Source organism: Streptomyces sp. NRRL B-1347 (genome assembly GCF_000720325.1).
Classification (GTDB): domain Bacteria; phylum Actinomycetota; class Actinomycetes; order Streptomycetales; family Streptomycetaceae; genus Streptomyces.
In genome coordinates, this window is the sequence record NZ_JOJM01000018.1 from 169,036 (window position 1) to 175,035 (window position 6,000).

Annotated in this window: 7 protein-coding genes; 2 read left to right on the forward strand and 5 right to left on the reverse strand. The window is 67.9% G+C overall.

The genetic code is table 11. The features are described from left to right. Positions 1-55 precede the first annotated feature (55 nt). Positions 56-688, reverse strand: a complete 633-nt coding sequence (locus tag IG74_RS0117880) for a TetR/AcrR family transcriptional regulator (protein WP_037825624.1) — start codon at positions 686-688, stop codon at positions 56-58. A gap of 137 nt (positions 689-825) precedes the next feature. Here IG74_RS0117880 and IG74_RS0117885 point away from each other — a divergent pair, with 137 nt between their 5' ends. After that, positions 826-1,236 (forward strand): DUF6463 family protein, encoded by a 411-nt coding sequence (locus IG74_RS0117885; protein WP_030677555.1) that lies wholly within the window; start codon positions 826-828, stop codon positions 1,234-1,236. A gap of 196 nt (positions 1,237-1,432) precedes the next feature. On the opposite strand, the gene IG74_RS0117890 is transcribed toward IG74_RS0117885, so the two are convergent. Then, the gene (locus tag IG74_RS0117890; RefSeq protein ID WP_030677560.1) at positions 1,433-1,930 is read right to left on the reverse strand and encodes a GNAT family N-acetyltransferase; all 498 of its coding nucleotides are present in this window, start codon (positions 1,928-1,930) and stop codon (positions 1,433-1,435) included. Between the two features lie 309 nt (positions 1,931-2,239). On the opposite strand from IG74_RS0117890, the gene IG74_RS0117895 reads away from it, so the two are divergent. Beyond that, complete coding sequence (locus IG74_RS0117895) at positions 2,240-2,770, forward strand: hypothetical protein (protein WP_030677563.1); 531 nt, start codon at positions 2,240-2,242, stop codon at positions 2,768-2,770. A 737-nt stretch (positions 2,771-3,507) separates the two neighbouring features. Here IG74_RS0117895 and IG74_RS0117900 read toward each other — a convergent pair. The 3 genes from IG74_RS0117900 to IG74_RS0117910 form a co-directional block, all read right to left on the reverse strand. Next, on the reverse strand, positions 3,508-4,062 hold the full coding sequence (locus tag IG74_RS0117900; protein ID WP_030677566.1) for an EF-hand domain-containing protein: 555 nt from the start codon (positions 4,060-4,062) through the stop codon (positions 3,508-3,510). A gap of 198 nt (positions 4,063-4,260) precedes the next feature. Beyond that, the gene (locus tag IG74_RS0117905; RefSeq protein WP_199818846.1) at positions 4,261-4,878 is read right to left on the reverse strand and encodes a hypothetical protein; all 618 of its coding nucleotides are present in this window, start codon (positions 4,876-4,878) and stop codon (positions 4,261-4,263) included. Between the two features lie 210 nt (positions 4,879-5,088). Beyond that, positions 5,089-5,718: a DUF6629 family protein gene (locus tag IG74_RS0117910; RefSeq protein ID WP_030677571.1), complete on the reverse strand. Its 630-nt coding sequence runs from the start codon at positions 5,716-5,718 to the stop codon at positions 5,089-5,091. Positions 5,719-6,000: the final 282 nt, after the last annotated feature.

Consider the following 6,000-nt stretch of genomic DNA (forward strand, 5'->3'; position numbering starts at 1 on the left):
CGTTCCCCTTGTCCTCAACGAGTGCGTGGACAGGCGACCTTGAGGGATGGCCTCGTCAGTGCGGCTCGGAGGCTGCGCCGGGGGCGCTATGGTGCCGGTCGGCCAGGGCGGCGATTCCTGCTGCGGCCGCGGTGGCGAGGGCGGTGACCATCGCGTCGTCAACGGGCAGGTTGATGATGTACAGGGCGGACGCCAGGGGGCCGAGCAGCAGCAGGTGGGCCATCGCGGGATCGACGGGTCCGGCCAACTCGCCGCGGGCCACGGCCTGTTCGATGATCTCGGCGAAGATGGCCTGTTCGGCGGCCAGGAAAGTGTCCCGGAACCGCGTATCCAGACCGGGATTGACGGCGATTTCGCTGATCAGGGCCGGTGCCAGCTGTCGGGCTGCCGGAGTGGCCATGCGGATGTGGGACGCGCGGACCAGCGCCAGCAGGTCCCCGTGCAGCGAGCCGGTGCCGACCAGCGGCGGCAACTGCTGTTCGTACATGGTGGCAGCGAACGCCATCTCGGCCTTGGACGTGTAACGGCGGTAGATCGCCGCCTTGCCCACCCCCGCGCGCGCCGCGACCTGGTCGACGGTCAGTGCCGGGTAGCCGACTTCGTCGATCAGCTCACGGGCGGTCTGGAGGATCTTGTCATCTACGCGACTGTCGCGGGGGCGTCCACCCCGTTGCTTTCTCACCGTCATGCCCGCACTATACGGAACGAGAGTATCGAAACTGAAGTATCGGAACTAGGGTTCCGGAGACTGCGGGACCCCACTACGCAGAGACAACCGAGATGAAGCCGCACCGCGCGGCTTCGCGACGAGAACGGAGAACACGGATGATCAAGTGGGCTGGCTGGATCATCGCGTTACTCGGAGCCGCACACACCGTCCTCGCCCTGACCGTGGAGAAGGCCGCACGCCACGCCGGGACATGGTTCAGCGGCGGCCTGTGGAGCGAGGACCTTGCCGACATGAGCCCGGCGGGCAGCGCGTACTGGCTGAGCCTGGAAAGCTTCGGCCCACCGCTCGTCCTGGTCGGCCTGACGGTGCTGTGGCTGGACCGCCGCGGCATCACCCCGCCGGCGTTCATCGCCTGGACGCTGGCGGCCTGGACCGCCGTCGACGCCGTGGTCCTCCCGTTCACGCCCTGGCCGCTCTTCGCGCTCGCGTGCGCCCTGCTGCTGATCGGAGCCCGCCGCGCCCACCACGCCAACCCCGCACCTGAGGCTGGGCTTGGACAAGCGTGAACATAGGCCAGGCCAGGGACAGATGGCATGTCGATGCGAGGCCGGACACCCATGCGGTCGAGCTGCTTCTCACGGCCGCCCCACGGTTCTGGGGGAGTGGGCGGCGCCAATACACGCACTGACCGCGCCTCCGGTGCCTCCGTTGCTGCCAGGACTATGCTCGCTCTTCCACTGGACGAAGCGTCGGTCCCTGCCCTCACGTGCGCGCGTCGAATGAGATCCATACGTCGGGCGGCAGGTCGGGGCGGCCTGGAACCGGCCTGCGATCCTCCGTCCAGGTGTCACCCGCGATCTCGGTCGCGACACTGCGCCAGAAACGCACGGCGCCCGCGTTGGCATCCTGGAAGGCGACTTCCCACGGCCCCGGGTGCCTGGCGACCACCTCCTGAACGGCACGCATCCCGATCCCGGATCTCCGCGCCCCACGCACCACGAAGAAGCCGTTGAGTACGCGCGTGTGTCCGACCAGCCCGCGGACGAGAGCGAGGCCGACGGGGTGTTCGCCGCTCATCAGCAGGTACGGTGCCCAATCGGTGTCGTCGAAGGCCGCCTGGAGCCATTCGCTTCGGAACGTCCCGTCCGGGTTGGGCAGCAGACCACCGAACTCGGACAGGTCGTGGCGGAACATCAGCCAGAGACGTTCCAGTACAGAACGGTCGGCATCGTTTGCCAGGCGCACAGATATGTCAGACATGAGACTCCATTACGGGACGGCGAGCAACGAGTGGGCCGCATGCCAAAAGGCGGATGTGCGGCGGCACGAAACATGACACACCCACCTGGGTGGGCGCACCACTGGCGCGATCGAAGTTTGGGCGATTGACTCTTCAGTGCCCACGAAGTGGGTTGCACGGTACGCAGGTTCGTCGCGATCCCAAGCCGTGACACCGCGCCCTCATCATCGCGGAGGCTGACCTTGCTCCACCGCGGGGCGGAAGCGGCGCGTGACAGGGCCAACCTCCGAGTTGATCCGCGTCGCCACGCCTCACGGCAGAGTGAATGCATGACGACAACATGGCACCCCGCCTGGAAGGCCGAAGCGACGGGCCCCGCACAACACAGCGTGCCCGCCTGGGCGGAGCGCGTCGCGCACGCCATCCCGCTCGTTGCGCTGCCCGTCGGCATCTGGCGGCTGCCCTTCGCCTTCGGGTACGGAATGGGCGGCGAGCCCCTGCCCCCTGCCTGGTACAACGCCCCTTACGTCTTCGGACTGACGATCCTCACCGAGATCCTCGCGCTGCTCAGCTTCGGATTGGTCCGCCGCTGGGGCGAGGTTGTTCCGCACCGGGTGCCGGGGCTGGGCGGGCGAAGCGTCCCACCGGCCGCCGCGATCATCCCCGCAACCGCAGGCGGCCTCGTCTTCACCGCGCTCGGCATTCACTGGCTGTACGAAGCCGCTACCGGCGGCACGGCGGCCTGGCCGTACGACGAGGGCTGGGATGTCCTCGCGATGGCGATGAGCGGGCTGTTGAACCTGTGGGGCCCGCTGCTTCTGGTTCTCACGTATGCGTACTACCGACGCCGCCGGACCTGATCCCAGTCTTCGGTGAGAACGCTCACCCGTCGCAGCGAAAGATCATTCATGTCTGATGCGTAGCTTGCCGACGGTAATGGCTGGGGCGGCCTTACTCCTCAGCCATGTCGTCCGCCTGCAGCGGCGGGTCTTCGGCAGCCGGGGCGGCGACGAGGGCGGCAGGCTCTGCTGGCCGTCCGTGCCGGGCGTGTACAGCGGCTGTCATACGCAGTGAGGGCGCCGGTCACACGGTGGGGGAGCGGCCGCCCCTCCTTGTGTGCTTCGTAGTGTTCCGACAGCTCCTTGATCGTGAATTCCTGCTGGAGGAACAGGTTGGGGTTCAACCCGTTCCGTTGGAGGGGCCAAAGGGCGTGTGGGGTCGCGGGCCGTTCACGTCCTTCGACGTCCTGGACCAGGTCGCCGACGTACTCGACGTTGACGTACCGGTCGCCCCTGTTCTCGATCCCGAGGCGAGCTTGGAGGACGATGCGGTCGTTCTCCTTCTCCGGGAAATGCCAGAGGCGTTCTTCTCGTCGGCGGTCCTGGGCTCGTCAACCCGAACTCACACCGCTCGGGCGCGGGTGGAGGCTTGGGCGGCTCATGTCGGGGACGCCATGCGGGTGTGTCGGATCGGTTTCCGTCACGAGGAACTGATGCACCCGGAGCTGCGGTCGGAGATTGCGGCTATGGTCGTCGTCCCGTATGGCCTGTCTGCCCGATTCAGCCGTCGCCGTGTATCGCGCGGCCGTACTGCTTGTTCAGGTGGGTTGGTCGAGGGGGCCGAGGAGTTGGTTTCCGGGGGCTTTGGGGTCGGTGCTGAGGTAGAACTCGGTGATGGCGGTCCTGAATTCGGCGTGGCTGAGTCGGCCGTCGTTGTCGCGGTCGAGGAGCCGGAAGGCGGCCTCGGAGTGTGTCGGGGGGACGCCGAGGGCGTCGTACATGCGGACGTACTCGGTCTGGCTGAGCGTTCCGTCCTGGTTGGTGTCCAGGGCGCGCATGAGGGCGTCGACGATGGCCAGGACGGCTTGTTCGAAGTGCTGGGGATGGGTGACCTGGGCCTCCATGACGGTGATGAACTCCTGCCGGGAGATCTCCCCGTTCTTGTCGGCGTCGCCGTGGGTGAGCAGGAGCTGCCACCACGTCTCGAAGGCGTCGCGCATGGCGGTGGCGTTCGCTGTGTCGTCCTCGCGTGCCAGCCCGGTGAACAGCTCGGCCATGCGGTGCAGGTCGTCGTGGGTGAGGCGGCCGTCGCCGTTCTGATCGAACCAGCGGAAGAGAGTGCTGAACTTCTGGGCTTTCACGTCCTCGCTCATGTTTGCTCCCTTCGCGTGCTGTCGCATCCTGTGCCGGGTGTGACGTTGCTGTCGGCGCGGGTGACCGCGCCGCTCTGCAGACGCTAGGAGCGGGGGAGGTGAAGGGCCAGGGCTGTTGAGGCCGTTCCTGTGCCGGTGCTCGTTCTGCCTGTCTCTCGCCCTGCTGCCGGTCCCCTGAGCTGGCCTTCGGTGGCCGTCTTAGAGGTAGGGGAGGACGAAGTCGTACCCGGCTTTGCGGTGGGAGGCACCGGCGGGACAGACGCCGTCGGTGGGGTAGCCGTAGAAGAACAGGCCATAGCACTTGTCGCAGAAGCGCCAGTTGCGCTGCGACTTGCCGTTCTCGGGGATGTCGTGCGGCAGGACGAAGTCGTACCCGGCCATGCGGTGGGCGTCACCGGTGGGGCAGCGGCCGTTGGTGGGGTAGCCGTAGAAGAAGAGGCCGTAGCACTTGTCGCAGAAGCGCCAGTTGCGCTGCGCGGTCGGTGTCTCCGGTACGCCGTGCGGCAGGTTGAAGTTGTAGCCGGCCGAGTCGTGTCCGCCCCCGGCGGGGCAGGCGCCGTCGGACGGATAGCCGCGGAAGAACAAGCCGTAGCACTTCACACAGAACCGCCAGTCCGCCTGGTTCGCGCGGGCTGACGTGGGGCCGCGTCGCGGTCCTGCGGCTGCGGCGGGGCCGGCGAGTGCCCCGGCTGTCGCGGCGGTGGCTGCCGCGCCTGCGGTCGCTTTGAGCACGGTGATGAGCATGGCGCGCCGGTCCGGGTTCTCGCCGTCGCCGCCGTCCTTGGGCGTTCCGGATTTGGGCTGTCTCAGGTCCATGTGTGCCTCCCCATTTTGTTCCGGCTGGCCCGCCGTCACGGGGCAAGGGAACGTGCGCCTGTGGGGCGGGTTTTGGAGGGTGCGCCTTTCGTGCACGAGGGGCTCTTGGTGCGCGGAAGGCGTCCTCACCTTGCCGCATGGCCCGGCTGGCTGCCAGTGCGGTTCCGGTCAGTGGAACTGGGTGCGTGGGGGCGGGTGTGCCGGGGCCCGTCAGGGTTTTGGGGTGTTGTCTGGGCGCTGTCTGGTCCAGTGGTAGAGGAGGAGTGAGGCGACTGCGGCGGTTGCGCACCAGGTGGAGATGAATTCCCGCTGCCACAGCACGGCGGAGACTGCGGCTCCGGTGGAGGTCAGGATGCCGAGAAGGGTGAGGGTGCGGTCGCCGGACAGGAGGAGGGAGCCGATGGTGGCGAGGAGGTAGCCGGTGAGGGTCAGTTCTGTGTGCGGCAGCCCCAGGGTGTAGCCGATGGTGTGCCCGCGGATCTCGGCGGTGACGGTGCGGGTGGCCAGCGCGTACGTGAGTGCTGCGGCTGTCGCGATGCCTGCGGTGAGAGGGATGAGCAGTCGGTGGTGGGTGTGGGGTGGGGTGGCGCAGAGGACGGCTGCTGGTACCCAGAGCGGAAGCAGGGGCAGGGCGATGACGGCCCAGGCGGTGGTGGCAGGTCCGGCGCCGCCGTTGTTGTGCCAGACGGCGGCTTCGGTGAGTTGGTGGGTTCCGAGGAGGAGGGGGAGTGCGGCCAGGGGCAGGTCGTGGGGGTGTCGGGTGGCGCGGGTGAGGGTGGCGAGTCCCACGGCGGTGATGGCCGTGCCTGCGGTGAGGTTGGCTGTGGCGCTCCAGCACATGGGGGTAACGGTACGGCCCTAGCTGTGCTGGAGCGCGGTGGATGGATGTTGTGTGCTTGGTGGGTGCCGGTGGTGGGGCTGGCCGCCGGTCGCCTCGGTTGTGGTGCGGGTGCGGGTTGCGGGTTCCTGGCTGTGTGGGTCTTGGTTGTCCGTCGTGGGGCTGTGGCTGTGGCTGTGTGGGGTGGTTAGGGGTGGGGTGTGGTGGTGATGGTGCTGGTGAAGGCGGTTTGGTTGTTCTGGGTTGCGGTGATGTGGGTGGTGGTGGCGCTGGTGGTGTGGGTG